Annotated in this window: 15 protein-coding genes; all 15 read right to left on the reverse strand. The window is 62.8% G+C overall.

Annotation, left to right across the window (positions count from 1 at the left end; all coding sequences use genetic code 11):
* Positions 1–183 precede the first annotated feature (183 nt).
* The 15 genes from BM338_RS20795 to BM338_RS20865 all read right to left on the reverse strand — a co-directional run bounded on the left by BM338_RS20795 (position 184) and on the right by BM338_RS20865 (position 15,686).
* Complete coding sequence (locus tag BM338_RS20795; protein WP_090454575.1) at positions 184–1,296, reverse strand: glycosyltransferase family 4 protein; 1,113 nt, start codon at positions 1,294–1,296, stop codon at positions 184–186.
* Positions 1,293–2,408, reverse strand: a complete 1,116-nt coding sequence (locus tag BM338_RS20800) for a glycosyltransferase family 4 protein (RefSeq protein ID WP_090454577.1) — start codon at positions 2,406–2,408, stop codon at positions 1,293–1,295. Before BM338_RS20800 ends, BM338_RS20795 begins: the two co-directional genes overlap by 4 nt.
* Before the next feature lie 12 nt (positions 2,409–2,420).
* Positions 2,421–3,935: a B12-binding domain-containing radical SAM protein gene (locus BM338_RS20805; protein WP_090454579.1), complete on the reverse strand. Its 1,515-nt coding sequence runs from the start codon at positions 3,933–3,935 to the stop codon at positions 2,421–2,423.
* A gap of 36 nt (positions 3,936–3,971) precedes the next feature.
* Positions 3,972–4,670, reverse strand: a complete 699-nt coding sequence (locus tag BM338_RS20810; RefSeq protein WP_090454581.1) for a class I SAM-dependent methyltransferase — start codon at positions 4,668–4,670, stop codon at positions 3,972–3,974.
* Positions 4,667–5,884, reverse strand: coding sequence for an amidohydrolase family protein (locus BM338_RS20815; protein WP_090454583.1), 1,218 nt, complete (start codon positions 5,882–5,884; stop codon positions 4,667–4,669). The genes BM338_RS20810 and BM338_RS20815 overlap by 4 nt, the downstream gene beginning before the upstream one ends.
* A gap of 3 nt (positions 5,885–5,887) precedes the next feature.
* Positions 5,888–6,691 (reverse strand): class I SAM-dependent methyltransferase, encoded by an 804-nt coding sequence (locus BM338_RS20820; RefSeq protein ID WP_255367406.1) that lies wholly within the window; start codon positions 6,689–6,691, stop codon positions 5,888–5,890.
* Positions 6,692–7,397: 706 nt separating this feature from the next.
* On the reverse strand, positions 7,398–8,237 hold the full coding sequence (locus BM338_RS20825) for a Wzz/FepE/Etk N-terminal domain-containing protein (RefSeq protein WP_255367407.1): 840 nt from the start codon (positions 8,235–8,237) through the stop codon (positions 7,398–7,400).
* Positions 8,238–8,255: 18 nt separating this feature from the next.
* Entirely contained in the window at positions 8,256–9,410 is a 1,155-nt protein-coding gene (locus BM338_RS20830) for a hypothetical protein (RefSeq protein ID WP_090454585.1), read from the reverse strand.
* Positions 9,407–10,336 (reverse strand): glycosyltransferase family 2 protein, encoded by a 930-nt coding sequence (locus BM338_RS20835; protein ID WP_255367408.1) that lies wholly within the window; start codon positions 10,334–10,336, stop codon positions 9,407–9,409. Before BM338_RS20835 ends, BM338_RS20830 begins: the two co-directional genes overlap by 4 nt.
* Entirely contained in the window at positions 10,333–11,607 is a 1,275-nt protein-coding gene (locus BM338_RS20840) for an O-antigen translocase (protein WP_090454589.1), read from the reverse strand. Before BM338_RS20840 ends, BM338_RS20835 begins: the two co-directional genes overlap by 4 nt.
* Positions 11,604–12,716, reverse strand: coding sequence for a DegT/DnrJ/EryC1/StrS family aminotransferase (locus tag BM338_RS20845; RefSeq protein WP_090454591.1), 1,113 nt, complete (start codon positions 12,714–12,716; stop codon positions 11,604–11,606). The genes BM338_RS20840 and BM338_RS20845 overlap by 4 nt, the downstream gene beginning before the upstream one ends.
* Positions 12,716–13,645 (reverse strand): GNAT family N-acetyltransferase, encoded by a 930-nt coding sequence (locus tag BM338_RS20850; RefSeq protein ID WP_090454594.1) that lies wholly within the window; start codon positions 13,643–13,645, stop codon positions 12,716–12,718. Before BM338_RS20850 ends, BM338_RS20845 begins: the two co-directional genes overlap by 1 nt.
* Entirely contained in the window at positions 13,632–14,585 is a 954-nt protein-coding gene (locus tag BM338_RS20855) for a glycoside hydrolase family protein (protein ID WP_090454596.1), read from the reverse strand. Before BM338_RS20855 ends, BM338_RS20850 begins: the two co-directional genes overlap by 14 nt.
* Positions 14,586–14,592: 7 nt before the next feature.
* Positions 14,593–15,258, reverse strand: coding sequence for an acetyltransferase (locus BM338_RS20860; protein WP_090454598.1), 666 nt, complete (start codon positions 15,256–15,258; stop codon positions 14,593–14,595).
* Complete coding sequence (locus tag BM338_RS20865; protein WP_090454602.1) at positions 15,243–15,686, reverse strand: sugar 3,4-ketoisomerase; 444 nt, start codon at positions 15,684–15,686, stop codon at positions 15,243–15,245. Before BM338_RS20865 ends, BM338_RS20860 begins: the two co-directional genes overlap by 16 nt.
* Positions 15,687–16,071 lie beyond the last annotated feature (385 nt).

Consider the following 16,071-nt stretch of genomic DNA (forward strand, 5'->3'; position numbering starts at 1 on the left):
TCTCTTTGGTTACTTTCTCTTTGGGCCAGCAAAGAGAAAGTGACCCGGCTCGCGGCAGCGAGGCGGAATGCCCGCTGCATAAGCGGCCAGGTCGCGACAACCCAACGATTGTTGCGAACACAAAAGCCCCCCGGCAGCCTGCCCCACATCCCCCAGCGTAGAGATCTCGAACAGACTCCCGATTCAACGCGACGAATCAGTCGCCAGCAATTGCAAATACAACGCCTCGAAAGCACGCGCGGTATGGTCCGCGTCTTCGACGATGGCCCTGCGCTGCGCAGAGATAGCCAGCCTCAACCGCAACTCCTCGTCCACAAGCAAGCCGCGAATGGCATCGGCCAATGCTTCCGGGTCCCCCACCGGGACGGCGAGCGCCCCCCACGGCGCCCATTCCGCGATATGCCCCACGGCGGTGCCAACGGTGGGCACACCCGCCACCGCAGCTTCAAGCGCAACCAGCGGGCCAGCCTCGTGTCGCGAAGACATCACCAGTACGTCGGCGCTTTCCATCAAGGGCCGCAGCTCGCTATGGGTCTTGAATCCCAGCAGGCGGACATGCGTCTCCAGTCCCAGCTCGCGCACCAGGCGTTCCACTTCGCCTTGCAGTGTGTCGACGCCGACGATATCCATCTGGAACGACAATCCCGACTTGACCAGCAACGCCAGCGCGCGCAACAGCGTGGCCTGGTCCTTGACACGATTAAGGCTCGCGACATGGATCAAGCGTGCCCGCTCTGTCCCCCGCCGGCGGGGAGCCAGCGGGGGCCATCCCCGCAGATCCACCCCGAGTGGAATCCGGCGGGCGCGCAGGCCGAGTGCCTCGACCGCATCGATCATCGGCTCGCTGGCCGCGGTGATCACATCCGTACTTCGCAAGACCAGCGCCTCGCGTAGCCGGGCCTTCCACGAACGCCGTCCGCCGTAGCCTATGTCGTTCAACGCGACCAGCTCGCCACCGGCGATGTGCACCAGGCTGGGCAGATTCAACAGCGCCGCCGCCACAATCGCGATCAGGCTGCACGACCCCGAAAAAAACGCCTGAATCAGGTCGAACGGTTCGCGCTTGTGTTCGCTGCGAATTGCCTGGATGGCACGAAGGCGCGTGCGGCGATTGCCGATATTGTGGATATGAGCACCGACAAGTTGCCAGCACGCGGGCTGCGCCTCCTGATGCAGGGCGAACACATGCACCTCATGCTCCCGCGCCAGCCGCTCGATCAGTGCCAGCAACACCGGGATCACCCTGTACTCGCCCGATCGATCGACACCACCCGGCACCACCAGCGCAAGCTTCATGGCGCCACCCGGTACTGGTGATCCAGCAATTGCGCATACGCGCTTTTCCATTGCCGACCCACTGCTGCAAACGACAGGTTGGCATCGAAATGAGCGCGCACCTGTTCGGAAGACGTGTGATCGGCCGCCATGCGCACCAGCGCTTCAGCCAGGGCATGGGCATCGCCGCAGGGCCACAGCGCACCGATACCGCTGGCGAGTGCGCGATGGGAAGGAATGTCTGTGATCACCGGCGTGACGCCGCACGCCATCGCCTCCAACACGGCATAGCTGCAACTTTCCGCGAGGCTGCCAGACACAAACAGATCCGACGCCCGCATGAGCGACTCCACCCTCGCGTGCGCGACCTTGCCCAGCAAGTGCACGCGCCCCGCAAGCCGCGGATCGGTGGCGATGCGCCGCTGCACCGCGCCCAGCAGCGGCGATGTGGCAAACGCGCACCACAGTTGCAATCCGGGCAGGCGCTCAGCGGCGAGCGCGATACCGTCAAGCACGGTCAGCGGATCCTTGCCTTCGCTCAAATGCCCTACCCACAGTACTGATGGACTGCCGTTGAGGCCGGTCTCGGCGCATGCTTCGGCGCGACTGCCCGGCGTGAATCGACAGCTCGACTCCGGTATGGCGAACACACGCGCCGAAGGCGCGAACATGCCTGCCCGTACGAACGGCTGCGCCAATACTGGCGCGGTGAAGGCAACACCCGAAGCTACCGCGTACCATCGTCGCCACTGTCGGCGATGCCAGTAACCGGGCACGCGGTCGGCATGATCCTGCAGCAGCACCGGCCGTCGTGGCAGATGCTGCGACACCGTATAGATGTCCTCGGCAAAGCCCAGGCCGTGAACGTGAAGCACATCGGCCTGGATCTCATCGAGCAAGCCGGCAACCCGCTTGCCTCGATGTCCTCTATCGCAGGTACAGTCGATGGCATGGTAGTCGACGCCCGCGCGCGTCAAGCGCTCAGCGTGTGCTGCCACCTGCACTACAGACACCCGTGTGCCGGAGCCCGCTACCAGCTCGGCGATATCCGCCAGCGACGGCCACTGCTCCAGCGTCTCAGCCAGCCGCTGGCCTTTCGGTGACGGTAGAAAGTTGATCTGCGCGACGTGCAAAGCGGCCTCCGTCTACAGGCCTGAAACCTGGGGCATGCGCAAGCGCACGAGCCGGTTAGCCAGGTTGAGTTCCCACGGACGGTCATAGCGGCGGAAGCGGTAGCGCCAGGATGCCGTGGCACTAAGTGCCCGCTTGGCCCAGGGTGGCGAACTCATGTCCTGCACGGTGGGATAGCGGCAACGCAGCACGGTCACGAAATCGTGAATGCGCCGGCGCATTTTGTCGTCGAGCCAGGGGGCGTCGGCGTGGCAGGCGTAGTTCACCCATTGCGGCTGCGTCCACTCTTCCGGCGTGCTGGGAAAAATCACCGGCTCGCCGTGGATATCACGCAATGGCGTGGCAGGTCGCCGGCCGCGATCCTTCTCGTTGCGGCTGCTTTCCGGCAGCGGCGTGTAGACATAGACGATGATCTCGGACTGCGGATTGATCCGCTTCAGCTCGCGGATGAACTCGAAAGTGTGCTCGGTCTCTTCTTCCGTATTTTCTGGCGGCGCAACCATAAAGGAGAGTTCGGGAATCACGCCGTGACGCCGGCACAACTCCGCCACCGCCAGCGTCTGGTCCGGCCGCGTACCCTTGCGGATTTCCTTGAGCATCTTGCCATTGGGTGATTCCGCACCGATGTAGGCCATCTTCAATCGGCTCTTGCGCACCAGTTTCCAGGCGTCGTCCGATAGGTTCAGCAGCGCATCCGCACGAGCATAGCACCACCATGGCAGCGCGTATTTGGCCATGACTTCCAGCAGCGGAAGCATGTCTTCTTCCCGATCGAAGAAGTTATGGTCGAAGTACTGGATCGAGTCGGCGCCAAGCTTGTATTTCAGATAGCTGAGATCGCGCTCGAGACGCGCAGCGGCCGGCAGCATGGTGGTGCCGCCGAACATCGCCGCCACACCGCAGAACGTGCAATGGAACCGGCAACCGATCGCCACCTGGTGCGCCGCGGTACGCCGGCCAAGGAAGGTGCGTGCCAGGTATTGCCGCGGATCGCCCAGCTTGTCGTAGGGCAAGACACGCCCCGGATCGGCGAAGGTGAAGCGACGGCTAGGGTTATGCACAACGGCACCTTGCCGCTTCCACGACAGCCCGGCAATGTGCGCCGGCGCCACCGGCGATTCCGCGCTCAACGCGGTAACGAGTTCCTGCAGAGTTTGCTCGCCCTGCCCCCGGATGGCGTAATCGACATAGGGGGCGGACAACGCCACGTCCGGATAGAGCGTCGGAAAATATCCACCCCACACAATCGGCAAGGCCGGAAAGCGTTCGCGTATCGCCTGCGAAACAGCGATGGCTGGTGCGGTCTGCGGGCCGCCCATGACGCTGATGCCCACCGCATCGAACCGTTCCTCCTCAAGGGCACGTAGCGTGGCGGCCACGACATGCCGGTCGATATTGCCGTCGATGATGCGGCTGCTGCCGTTTCGATCCAGCGTGGCGGACAGGTTCAGCAGTGCCAGCGGAAACCGTGCGCTCGCGCGGCGGGTGATGGTCGGATTGACGAGCAAGGTGTTGGGCGGGTTGGGCATACGAAGCTCTGCCTGCAGTCATTCGGCTGAAGTGATTCAGGGTGTGCGCCTGAGCTGGAAGACCAGTGCCACCGGCACCCGCAAGGCGATCGGATCGAAGCGCGCTTCTACGGGAATGTCCACCGGATCGAGCATGGGTTCGACGACCTGCTCAATCTCCAGGCCCAGCGCCGCGCAGGCGGCATGCCAGTGGCTATAGAGATGCGCTGTGTGGCGTACGGCGTAGCGTTTTTCGCCCGCCTTGAAATCGCGCAGCCAACCCAGCGCGTGACCGGTGGGATGCACGTCACTGCACAACAACATGCCGCCCGGTCGCGTGACGCGGCGCAGCTCGGCCAGTGCCTGTTCCAGATGATCGAGATGGCCAAGAACCAGGCCGCAGACCGTGAGATCCGCCCAGGCACTGGGCATCGGCAAGGCATCCAGGCTGCCCTGCACCAGCTCGATCAAAGCGTCGCTGCGGAGGTCGGCCAATTCGTCGCGTGCGCGGTCGAGCATCGCCTCCGAAGGGTCTACTCCGGTGACACGCGTCGCGCCACGATTCAGCGCGTGCCGCATATAGCGACCGCTGCCGCATCCGGCATCGAACACGCTGAATCCCGCCAGTTCGGCCGGCATCAGGGCCAGCATGGCGTTCTGCTCCGCCTGCATCACCGGATTGTGCGCGCGCGCAGGATAGTGTGGCGCCCATAGTGTGTAAGCCTCGGCAGGTTCGAGGATGGGTGTGTCGCTCATACGTGGCATGCCTCGGCAGAAACATCGCGATGCGCGGATAGCTCCAGCCCCGGCTCCATCGCCATCAACGCTGGGTCAGCTAGTGAACACGCCAGCAGCTTGGGCTTGCCGTCGAGCGTCACCGGCACCGTCTCCACGCCAAACGCGGCAAACCAATCGGCGAAATCACGATCGGCAATACACGGCATACCGTCGCGAACCACAGCGCGGATGTCGGCACGCCTCACACCAACAAGACTGGCTGCCGCATCACCGCCGCCATCCGCAACGATGACCATGTCCGCGCGTGCGCCAGGGGCCAGATGGCCACGCCATGGCAAGCGGAGAATCTGCGAAGCGCGCGTGGTCACCAGTTCCAGCAACTGTCGAGGGGACAGCTCGCCCAGTGCCAGGGCCACCAGCATTTCATCGAGCAGGTCGCGCGCTCCGCTCAATCGCGAATCCGTACCCAAAGCAAGCCTTCCCGCCGCCGCCAGCCGGCGTGGATCCAGCGTGCGGCCGAGCAGTGAGAGATTACTCGCCGGACACCAGATCACCGCGGCGTCCGCAGCAACGATGCGATCGACATCCTTCTCGCTCAAACCGACGCCATGGATCAGCACACTATTGGCCGCCAGGCAGCCGAGCTGATCCAGCATCGACAACTCCGCTTGCGTCGTTGCATCGGTACCCTCGGCCAGGTGAATCAGCCAGGGCCACTCGGTCGGCGTCGCGAGAAAACTCTCGCGTACCGGTGGCCCATAACTCAACCAGCCCAAGGCATAGCTCCAGCCGTAATCGCGCAGCAGCGCCACAGGGAAGTCGGCGGCATCGAGCGCCGCATCCCAAGGATCGTGGTGGGCCACGCAGGTGGTGCCCGCCAGCAGATTTTTGAGCGCTCCATGTCGCAGCCGCAGTGCCTTCGGCCAGCTCAGGGCCGCGGCAACATCCGGTTGATCGAAGTGCGGCTGAAACGCTTCGATCCACCGGTAGCTGTTGGAAAACGGTGCGCCGTTCCGCAAGGGCGGAACACTATTGACGTGCAGGTGGTCATGCGCATTGATCAGGCCGGGGAAAATCAGATGGTCGCGCAGATCGACACGATAGTTGGGGCTTGCCGGCGACGCAGCCACCCGCCCGCGCCGTACCGGCAACGGGGCGCGCGAGATGCCAGCCGATGTGATCGTGGCCGCGCCGCAAAGGGTGACATTCGCGGTGGACGGCACGGCGCTCACGATTCAACGCCGCCGCATCACGATCAGGAAGTGATCGCCCATGTTGCGCAGCACCGGCAATCCACCCAGGCGGTCGTCGAGCCAGCCGAGCCGCTCGCACCGGCGCTGGTGACGACGGTAGTAGTCGACCAGGTAAGGCGGCGGCAGGAACAGACTCAACGCGCGATAGCTCTGCAGCGCAAAGTGTTCCTCGAAAACGCGATAGAACTCGCGTGGCAGGTAGTAATAGGTCCAGATCGTGTGGCGGTTCATGCCCACCGCCAGCGCACCGCGCCGGGTACGCACGGCGGCCCGCTTGAAGCGGCCGCGCAGTGTGTAATGCACCACCTCCCACGGGCATATCCGGCCGATCACCGAGAACACCAGATGCCCGCCGGGCTTGAGTAGCCGCGCGCACTCGTTGGCGACTACGTGCATGTCCGGCACGCAGTTGAGCGGACCGAAGTTCGAATAGATGCCGTCAAACTGCCCCTGCAACTGGTCGAGCTGATGGATGCCCAGATGCGTAGCCGTCACGCGGGACTCCATGCCAGCCACCGCGACACGCGAGCGGGTACGCCCAACCATCTGCGGCGACCAGTCGGTGGCTTCGACCTGGTAACCGAACCGGGCAAACTCGATGGCATCGATGCCGGTGCCGCAACCCAGGTCCAGCAGGCTCGATCCCACCGGGACCGTGCTGAGCACGGTCTCCCACAGGGCAACGCGCATGCGCTGGATCAGTTCGTTGTTGCCGCGCGGACCGTCGTAGTCGGCGGCAACGCTGTCGAATGCCTTCTGCGTATCGAGCAGCTGTCCCTCGTCCAATGGACTTTGGTACGGAGGCTGCGAACCCCATCCGAAAGACCGGCGCTGCTTATCGCGGCCGATTCCGTATTGTCCGCTCATATCCATCGATGCCTCATCGGTGCGCTGCTTTCGTGTAACCGGTGAGTGCCTATCTGGGGCGCTTTGGTTGTTTGCGACAATCGTTGGGTTATCGCGACCTGGCCGCTTATGCAGCGGGCATTTCGGACGCCTGCCGGCGCCCGAGTCACTTTCTCTTTGCTGACCCAAAGAGAAAGTAACCAAAGAGAAATGGTCGGGAAGAGCGCGGCGTACTTTGTAGCTACGCCTTTTCCAGTGTCAGGCGTCGGGTTTGCTCTTTCTCCCTCCCCTGCTTGCAGGGGAGGGCTGGGGAGGGGTAAGTACTTGGTTCGCGGTTTCCTATTTTGAGTGTCGGTTGATCGTGACGCAGCCACTAGCGACGCCGTCGCGAGCACCCACCCCTCACCCCAACCCTCTCCCCAGAGGGGAGAGGGAGAAAAGAAAAACCCTCCAAACGTCTGACACTGGAAAAAGCGCATCTACAGAGCACACCGCCTGCTCTCAGGCCATTTCTCTTTGGTTACTTTCTCTTTGGGCCAGCAAAGAGAAAGTGACCCGGCTCGCGGCAGCGAGGCGGAATGCCCGCTGCATAAGCGGCCAGGTCGCAATAACCCAACATCACAGCAAGAAGCCGCGAACCAAAGGCCTACTTCCGCGAGTTCCGACGCCGCATCGCATTCCTAACCATCGCGGCGAACACCCCCAGGCACAAGCCGCCCAGAATACCGACACCCCAGCACAACACCGGATTGGGAAACGCCTGATGCTCAGGCACATAAACCGGCCAGAGCAATGACGTCTCATAGGTGTACGTCGTACTGAGCCGCGTGGAAAGATCACTCCTCGCCGCCGTCAACCCATAGATCTCGCTACGCATGTTGGCTGCCAGCACACCGGTCAACGCCATGCCCTGCCCTGCCTTGCTAGCGGCGTCATTGCGACCCGCCGTCTGCAGCCACTGCTCGCGTTCGGTCACCGCGCCACTCAACTCCGACTGGACTTCATTCAGTCGCGCCTGAGCCAGCGCCAGTGGCTTGGCTTCCAGCCCCTGGTGGATCGCGTGCAGCCGGGCCACCGTGGCCTCCGCAAACTGGCGCGCCTGTGGCGGCGAACTGCCGCGCACTGTCAGCTTCACCAGAGGCCCCGCATAAGGCAGCGGCTCCAGCTTCAGGCTTTTACGATAGATATGCGATTCGCGCGACTCGGGCGTGAAGCCGAGACTCTGCATCACCTCATTCTGGAAAGCCGCGGTCTGCAACCGCTCGAGCACCCGGGCCAGTGGCTCCACCTTCGGATCCTGTCCCCCCGGTACCGCCCCGACCTGTCCGATCTGTATCCACGCGGTGGCTTCCCACTGGCGTTTGGCGAGATGCGTAAAAGCGAACGTCAGTGCGAGGGCCAGCACCAGCACCGTCAGCCACCATCGCCACTCGCGCAGGAGTATCCGCCACATGTCGACCAGGTAGACCTCATCTCTTTCCATCATTTCGACTCACCCCAGGTGTCACGAAGAAGGGTTCCGCAGGCTCGCCTCGACCACCAGGCCAGTGCGCCGGTTGGGCAATAACAACGCCAGCGCCTGAAGCAGTAGACAGAGGACGATGAAGCCGGCATTGGTCCAGGTAAATGCCTGTGGCGCGAACGGCGACATCACACAGACGTAGGACATGCGAAGAAAGATCAGCAGCGCGAACAACGACACCTGCGGATAAAGGCGGCGCACGCTCCACCGCTGCATGGCGTACAGCGCAACCATCGAGAACACCGCGCCGGCGGGACCAAACGCGAGCAGGAACGGCAGGAACTCCGAACCCACGTTGATATTCGAGGCATCGAGCGGGATATCCGTGCCGGCCGTCGCGATCGATCCGGCCATCGGTACCAGCTGATTGATCAGAAAGCTGGCATTGGCATAGTGCTTGGCCAGCAAAGCGGCGAAGTTGTACGGACCGGCACCGGCGTACAGCAGCAGCCAGCGGACGCCGACCGGCGCCGCTCGATAGAAGTCGCTGAAAGGCAGCGTGACCGTGTCCAGCGTGCCCGAACGCAAGATGCCCAGTACCGAGAAGATGGTGCCCCCCGCGATCCCTAGCAGGCCGACCGTCTTCCATGGCAGCGGCGCACGCTCGTCCCGGCGGAACACCAGCACCAGCGCCGTCGCGAACAGGGCCGCAAAGACCCGGTTGCGATCGATCACCAGTACCGGAAAGGCCAGACCAATGAACATCAGCGCGCCGCGAAGCCATTTGTTCCTGGTGCAAAGCAAGCCGATCGGCGGCAGCACCCAGCACATGTCCGAGATATGCCTTACGTGTTCGCGTCCGCCTTCCATCCTGGCGTAGGACGCAGGAGCATCGATCAGCGGAATCGGGAACAGCACCAGGTCGAAGATGCAGAACAGGATGATGAAGGCCGCGAAGCCCAGCGCGACGAAAGATTCCCGCGTGCCGACGTAGCTCTTCGCGCGAAACCGCGCCAGCTCCGGCAGCCGCAACCCTGCGGCCAGGTCAAACAACATGATCGCCAGCGAGGTGCTCATCAGCAGGATGATTCCCTCCAGGTACCCGGATGGCAGGTCATAGCTGAGCAACGTGAGGCCGCAGGAGACGGCTACCGGCAGCGTCAGATAAGCCGAGGGGAGGCGCAGCAGGTTTGTCATGCGTGCTCCACCACATGCGTCGTGGCTCGCATCTTGAATCGGGACACCACGCCCAGCGAAAGATAGGCGGCCATATGGACCATGAGCGGCCAGAGCTCGCCTTTCAGGAACGAGATCTTGGCGCTGATGTGATGCGACTCCGCCCGCAGCAAGGTGCGATACGGTTCGCTGAACATCGCTTGCCGACGCAAGGCAACGTCCTGCGATTCGGTCAGGTTGAGAATCCTGGCTTTTCTATCGCGCGTCCGGCTCATGTTCTCGCCGTGGATGCGATACGCGCAGACCTGTGCATCGATAAAGCCGATCGCATCGTGCGCCGCAAGGCGCAGGAAGAAATCCCAGTCATCGATGCAAAGGGTCTCGTTCCAGCCGGCTACGGTTTCAAGCGCGCGCTTCCGGACCAGGGCCACCGGCCCACCGATCGCCCATTGGCTGATGACCGCGACGCGGATGCCTTCGTCGGTGCTGTATAAGCGCAAATCGGCATGGTGCAGGTCGCGCATGCCGCTTTGGTGCATCAGCCTGCCCTCGCGATCCACCACGATCGAGTCGCCGATCACCACCCACTTCCGCGGGTGTGCCAGCAGGTAGCCCACCTGGGTGTCCAGGCCGCCGGGCAAGAGATAGTCGTCGCTCGCGCCGAGCCGCAGAAACTCGCCATGCGCGCGGGCGGCAAGTTCGTTCAAGGTAGCCGCAATACCGCGGTTATCGCGGCGCACGTACTCGACCGGTATCTCACCGCGATGGCGCGCTATCCACTCCGCGATCAGCTCCCCCGTGTTATCGGTGGAACCATCGTCGATGATGATCAGTTCCTTCGACGGATACGGGTCCTCCAGCACGCTGTCCAGACAGCGCTCCACATAGCGCTCGTGGTTGTACGCCGGGATCAGCACCGAGACCAGCGGCGCCTCCGTCGGCTTCATGGGTACTGCGCCGACCATTGTCCCAGTCCTCCCAGATAGCGCCGCACCACAACGATGTTGAACACCAGGTAGAAGCTGTAATTGACCGCGAATGCGTAGACCGCGCCTACCAGACCAAAGCGCGCGACAAAGATGTAGACCAGTGCGACGTAGCTCACCGCGAACACGCACTCGGAGATGATGAACAAGCGCGTCATCGCCTTGGCCAGCATGAGATAGGAAAGAACGAACGAAGCGACCTTGATCACATCGCCTATCAACTGCGGTCCATACAAGCCGTTGGCTGGCACAAAGTCCGCATTGAACAGCAGCAGCGTGACCCAGTCCCGCGCGACATAGATCGCCAGAGCGACCGCGACCACCAGCGGCAGGAAGAAGCGGTACGCGTGGCGAAACTCGAACGTCAGCCCCGCCCGATCGTTGATCGAGGCCAGTCTGGGTAGGTAATAGGCGCTGATGGCGGTGGTAATGAACAGCAGATACGCGTCCGACACCTTGCTTACCGCCTGCCAGTAACCCACCTGCTCCCAGCCGAACTGAAGGGCCAGGTGATCCCTGATCGCAATATTGACCAACGGTGACAACAGCGCAGAGGTGAGCGTCATGGTCGAGAACACCGCGAGCTTCGTCACCATCTCGCGATCAAAGCGCATCCGCAGCATGCTGCGCCGGAAGTACGGACTACGCCTCCACGCAGGCCATCCCACCACCAGCCACAGAGCCTGGCCGAGCACCAGGGCCAGCAATGCGCCATACAGATGCAGCCATTGCGAAAGCCACGCCACCATCGCCACGTTGAGGATGGATCCGCCCACCTGCACCAAGGCGAAGCGGCGCACGTCCATGAAACCGTTGATCACTGCCAGGATGTAGTTCGCCAGGGCGATCCCCAGTTGCGCGAATGCGAGCACGCGGATCAGGCTGGTGTAGCGCAGATCGCCCAGCAGCCAATAGGCGATCTGCGGGCTGAAGGCCAGCGTCAATCCACCCATCAGCAGCGACGCGCCCAGCGCATACCACAGCGCCGCGCCAAGCAGGCGCCGCAGACGCCGGGGGTCGTGGCGGTACTCGGCGACATACTTCACTACACCCGCACTGATGCCGCCGCCCGCGAGTACCGCGAGCAACGACATCAGACTCATGAACTGTCCCAGCTTTCCCACACCCTCCGGCCCGGCGAACCAGGCCACCAGCTTGATCACCACCAGGCCGGCGAGCAGACGGGCAGCTGTCGCGGCCGCGGTATAGACACTGGCGCGCACCAGATTCATCGCGCGCCTCCAAACGACTGGCAGGCCGCAATCACCTGCTCGACAGCGTCCGCCTGCAGCGTGGGCCCCATGGGCAGGCTCAACACTTCGCGATGCAGTTGCTCCGTCAACGGCAGCTGGCATCCCTGCAATGCGGTGCAGGCCGGTTGCCGGTGCGGCGGCACCGGATAGTGCACCTGACTCTGCACACCGCAGTCCTGAAGATGCCGCTGCAAGGCATCGCGTCGCGAACTGCGCACCACGAAGAGATGCCAGACATGCTGATCTTCTTGCGTCACGCCCGGCAGCAGAATGTCGGGATGCGCGATCGCCTCGCGATAGCGCTGTGCCACCTCGCGGCGCCGTGCGATCTCGCCATCCAGATACTTCAGCTTCACGCGCAGCATCGCGGCCTGAATTTCGTCGAGTCGCGAATTCACGCCCTGGAAGGGATGGTGGTACTTCACCTCCGACCCGTAGTTGCGCAGGGCGGCCACGCGTTCGGCCAGGGCGGCGTTATCGGTGACTACAGCGCCGCCATCGCCCAAGGCCCCCAGGTTCTTGGTGGGGAAGAAGCTGAAGCCCGCCGCATCGCCGAGCACACCGGCCTTGCGTTCCCCGATCGCCGCACCATGGGCCTGTGCGGCATCCTCGATCAACAGCAGCCCATGCTGCCGCGCTATGGCAGCGAGCGACGGCATGTCGGCCAGCTGGCCATACAGATGCACCGCCATGATCGCGCGCGTCCGCGGACCAATGGCGGCTTCCAGGCGCGACGGATCAATATTGAAGGTCGAGGGATCGGGCTCTACCGGCACCGGCACCAGCCGGTTCTCGGTCACCGCGAGGAAGCTGGCAATAAAGGTATTGCCCGGCAGAATGACTTCGTCGCCTTCGCGCAGCACGCCGAGCTCTTTGTAGCCGCGCAGGATAAGCGACAGCGCATCCAGGCCATTGCCTACGCCCACGGCGTGGCGTGCACCGCAATAGGCAGCGAACTCCCTTTCGAACGCAGCCACCTCTTCCCCAAGGATGTACCAGCCGGAGTCGATGACGCGTCCCACCGCCGCCTTCAGTTCGTCGGCGTAGCGCGCATTGACTTCCTTGAGGCTGAGGAACGGGACGTTCATCAGAGCAACCACTCGTAGAAGTCGTGCACCACCCCGCGCGCGCCGAAGTACTCCTTTTGCGAGACGAGGCCGCTGTTGATCGACCTGCCTTCCTGCTCGGTGGAAATACCAAAGGAGAAGTAATGCCGGTCGGCGTAGACGTCGATCAGTTCAGCCAGAAGGAAGTTGAGTGCGTTAAGACGCCTGCCCTCGTCCGAGGCCGCCAGGTACTGCGTATGCACCACCCGGCCAAAGTCATAGATGACGGCCCCGGCCAACAGCTCGCCTTCGCGGCGCACCTCATAGAGCACAATTTGTTCGGGAAACCGCGACTGCAATAGCTGCAGTTCGTCCAGACTGTGTGTCGGCGTGGCATCGTGCTTGTGCAGCACCTTGGTCAGCAGGCTGTGGAAATCCGCCAACTCGTTGCTGGCCTTCGCACGCAGCCCCAGGCGCCGTGCCTTGCTGACGGCACGCTGCCGCTCTTCCGTAAATCGAAAGGGTTCCCGCAGCGCGATTACCGAGGAGATGTCGCGCCGCTGCAGGCGTGCGCCCAGTCGGTGAAGTGCGTACAGGTCTTCATCCGCGGGATAGCGGTGGAACACGTGCGGCACCGCTTTGTAGATCACCCGCCCCACCGCCAGTGTCCGATAGAACGCGCCGATCTTTTCGAACGCGTCGAGCGTCGATTCGGTGCGCAGTGCTGGCGTGCTGAGCAGGCCCGCATAGGTCAGTCCACCATGACTGACCACGGTGTTTCCCTTGAGGTTGGCAGGAAAGACCGCTACCGCCTCGCCATTGCGTTCGATCAGCAGCGACCGGTCGACGAAGCGGTCGGCGTGGTAGTCCATATAATCGCGCAGGTGCAACAGGCTGCCACTCCTCGACTGTGCGACCACGGCATCCCAGGCGGCGGCATCCACCGGCGAGTAAGGCCTAACCGCCAGCATGGCTGTCACCGTTGATCTGCACCTGCGGCGCTTCCGCCACGCCAAAACCATCAACGCCCATGTCGTTGCCGTTGTAGAACATCAGCATCCGGTCGCGCTGCCGGATCAGTGCGGGATAGCAGATCTGGCGCGAATCCCATCCGGTGGGCGAAAGCGGAAGCCCCAGCGCCTCGTCACGACGTTCCCAATGGAGGCCGTCGTTGCTATAGGCCACGCCGGGGAAGTACTCGCCGTTGGTGTTGCCCCGCGTGAAGTACATGACGTAGCCGTCATCGATGCGATACACGCGCGGGCGCCCGATGCGGTATTCGCTACCGCGCGGACGCAGGCACTCGTGATCTTCCCGGGGTATCACCGCGAGGTCAGACGTCTCCGCATAACGGATGTGATAGCGGGGAAAGGGTTGCCCGCCGAGCTGCTCCCAGTCATCACCGACCGCATACCAAAGCCGCCAGCGACCCGCTTCGTGCACCGCTGTATGGATCGCGCCGATCGTGCTTCGCCCTGGCGCGCGATCCAGGATCGGCGTTTCCTGGGTACGCACGAAACGATCGCCACCGTCACGGGAAATCGCCAGACCGCTGAAAGCGAGGAACTTGGCCTTCGCCACGCGCTGAAAGCCTACGTAGAACATATGCAGGCCGCCGGGTGCATCGACGACATCGCCAAGAATGACGCCGTTGTCGTCAAAGCAGCCGCCCCTGCCGATGTCGAGCACCGGCTTGGCGCTGACGCGAACCACGCGCGAGGGGTCGGCGGCACGCACATCGACATAGCCGATCCGGCTCACGCCGTCGGCGTCGCGGAAGCCGGCATAGACCCGGATGAGATCGTCACCGATCCGGTACGGCGTGGGGGTCAATGCCGAATGAGCCATCCATCCGCCCACACCTTGCCGCGAGGTCTCGAACACCAGGCCTTTCTTGGTCCAGACAGTCATCCAGCCCTCACAACTTCACGTCGAAGCTGGAACGGTCGGGCAGCGGATGCGCTGGCGATCCTACGTAGACCCGTCCCGACTCCGTGTCCCGTGTCATCAGGGCACCGGCACCTATGACGCTGTCCGGTGCGATTTTCACGTGATCGTTGAAGGTCGCATTGACCCCGATGAAACTGCCCTCGCCGATATCGCAGTAGCCGGAAATCACCGCGTGCGAAGCAATAAACACGTTATCGCGGATCACCGTGCGGTGACCCACATGGTTGCCGCTCCAGAGGACGCAGTTGTTGCCAATGCGGACGAACGGCTGGATCACGTTGTTCTCGAAGATGAAGCTGTTCTCGCCGATCTCCACGTTGCGCCATACGAAAGCGTGGGTGCTCACATAACTGGCGCACTGGTAGCCCCGGCGTTTCGCATCCAGATAGAAACGCGTGCGTAGCCGGTTCAGCTGGCTGGCGGGAATGGCGACGAAGGCCTCGACCTCTGAGGACGGATAGAGCGTCTCGAGTTCCTCGTAGGCGACGACTGGCAAACCGTTGAGCTGCGTTTGATCGATGTAACTGCGTTCGACGCTGAAGGCGACGACGTCGTAATCACTGTCGTGTTCGAAGTATTCCCGGGCTATCTGCGCAAACTCGCCCGCGCCGATAAGCACTAGAGGCCGAGGCATGCCGCGATGTCTCCCTGGTAACCATTGCCATTGACATGGACATCGCGCAGGAACGCGGCGTAATCGGTGATGTAGTCCGCGGGATCGTAGAGTTGATCGGCAAGGACCATGAGTACGCAGTCCTCGCTGAAGTTGTACATCTCGCGCCAGACCATGCGTCGCAACAGCAAACCTTGCGATGGATCATCCAGCACCACTTCGCACGGGCCCTCCCCGTCGTCCAGCAGAAAGGTGACCTGCCCACGCACCGGAACGGCCAGCTGGATCAGGTTGCGATGCGCGTGCATGCCGCGATGCACATCGCACTTCGTAGAAAACAGGTAATACACACGCCGTATCTGGAACGGCACGTTGCGATCCTGCTCCAAGGCGATAAGCATGCCGCGGCTGTCGCCATGTTGCTGCAACTGAATTCGCTCGATTTTCATGTCCGCAGCCAGGCACTGGACGGTGGATGAGGTTGTCGTTTCCTGAGTGCCGGGCGCTCGGCAAAAGGTTGCGTGATATCGAGATGGCCCGACACCGCACTGACAAGTGTCGAGTTCCGGCGACACAAGCTGTTGGCTCCCTCCCCTGCTAGCAGGGGAGGGTTGGGGAGGGGTAAGTACTTGAGAAAACTTTTCAGGAGAGGTTTTCGCAAGAGCTCACCCCCTCCCAACCTCCCCCTGCGAGCAGGGGGAGGAGCAATTCAAAGTCGACGCCAATCGGGTGATGTCGAGAGACCCCGCTGTCGGCGTATGCAACCTTTCACAGCTCAGCCGGCACCAACCCTCCGGGGCAACACAGCCATGGCACTGACCATGCACGGGGACC

It is taken from the genome of Dyella sp. OK004 (assembly GCF_900114495.1).
Taxonomy (GTDB): domain Bacteria; phylum Pseudomonadota; class Gammaproteobacteria; order Xanthomonadales; family Rhodanobacteraceae; genus Dyella_D.

Excerpts from the sequence above, each read along its gene's own strand:
- BM338_RS20795 (WP_090454575.1), bottom strand. The coding sequence starts at position 1,296 with ATGAAGCTTGCGCTGGTGGTGCCGGGTGGTGTCGATCGATCGGGCGAG.
- BM338_RS20805 (WP_090454579.1), bottom strand. The coding sequence starts at position 3,935 with ATGCCCAACCCGCCCAACACCTTGCTCGTCAATCCGACCATCACCCGC.
- BM338_RS20810 (WP_090454581.1), bottom strand. The coding sequence starts at position 4,670 with ATGAGCGACACACCCATCCTCGAACCTGCCGAGGCTTACACACTATGG.
- BM338_RS20825 (WP_255367407.1), bottom strand. The coding sequence starts at position 8,237 with ATGATGGAAAGAGATGAGGTCTACCTGGTCGACATGTGGCGGATACTC.
- BM338_RS20830 (WP_090454585.1), bottom strand. The coding sequence starts at position 9,410 with ATGACAAACCTGCTGCGCCTCCCCTCGGCTTATCTGACGCTGCCGGTA.
- BM338_RS20835 (WP_255367408.1), bottom strand. The coding sequence starts at position 10,336 with ATGAAGCCGACGGAGGCGCCGCTGGTCTCGGTGCTGATCCCGGCGTAC.
- BM338_RS20840 (WP_090454589.1), bottom strand. The coding sequence starts at position 11,607 with ATGAATCTGGTGCGCGCCAGTGTCTATACCGCGGCCGCGACAGCTGCC.
- BM338_RS20845 (WP_090454591.1), bottom strand. The coding sequence starts at position 12,716 with ATGAACGTCCCGTTCCTCAGCCTCAAGGAAGTCAATGCGCGCTACGCC.
- BM338_RS20850 (WP_090454594.1), bottom strand. The coding sequence starts at position 13,645 with ATGCTGGCGGTTAGGCCTTACTCGCCGGTGGATGCCGCCGCCTGGGAT.
- BM338_RS20855 (WP_090454596.1), bottom strand. The coding sequence starts at position 14,585 with ATGACTGTCTGGACCAAGAAAGGCCTGGTGTTCGAGACCTCGCGGCAA.
- BM338_RS20860 (WP_090454598.1), bottom strand. The coding sequence starts at position 15,258 with ATGCCTCGGCCTCTAGTGCTTATCGGCGCGGGCGAGTTTGCGCAGATA.
- BM338_RS20865 (WP_090454602.1), bottom strand. The coding sequence starts at position 15,686 with ATGAAAATCGAGCGAATTCAGTTGCAGCAACATGGCGACAGCCGCGGC.